This window comes from Psychrobacter sp. 1U2 (genome assembly GCF_051847575.1).
On sequence record NZ_JBPYDC010001139.1, the window covers coordinates 1 to 691 of the forward strand.

Annotated in this window: 1 protein-coding gene; it reads left to right on the forward strand. The window is 43.6% G+C overall.

All coding sequences use genetic code 11. The features are described from left to right. Positions 1 to 6 precede the first annotated feature (6 nt). On the forward strand, positions 7 to 691 hold a 685-nt coding region (locus ACS8FD_RS20840; protein WP_439277269.1), incomplete at its 3' end, for a YggS family pyridoxal phosphate-dependent enzyme.

Sequence of the window (691 nt, forward strand, 5' to 3'; positions counted from 1 at the left end):
CGTTTAATCGCCAACTGGCAACAGGTTAACGAACAAGTAACTCAAGCCTGTTTGCAGGCTAATGATTTAATAACGGAGCAGGAAAGAGCTACTAGATCAGCGTCAGACGTCATATTGCTTGCAGTTTCGAAAACCAAACCTGCTGATATGATCGCTATATTGGCTCGGCAAGGACAACGGGATTTTGGTGAGAACTATCTGCAAGAAGCCATTGAAAAAATCAAGACACTACAAGGTCAGCCTGAAGCTGCCTCTATCGTATGGCATTATATTGGGCATGTTCAGCGTAACAAGACTCGTGACATTGCCGAAAACTTTGATTGGGTACAAACGCTTGAGCGTGACATCATTGCAAAACGTCTGAACGATCAGCGTCCAACAGATATGCCGCCACTGAATGTGCTTATACAGCTTAATATAGATGATGAGGAGAGTAAGTCAGGTTGTCGCACTGAGGATTTATCCGACCTACTAGCAGCTATCAAAGGCTATGAGCGCCTACAATTACGCGGTTTAATGATTATTCCTGCTAAGTCTAATACAGATGCGTTTAAACGCACCAAGATGTTATTTGAAAAGATAAAGCAAGAACATCCGGATTTAGAAGCTTGGGATACGCTTAGTATGGGTATGAGTAATGATATGGCAGCCGCTATTGCTAACGGCTCTACGATGGTAAGGGTTGGCACAG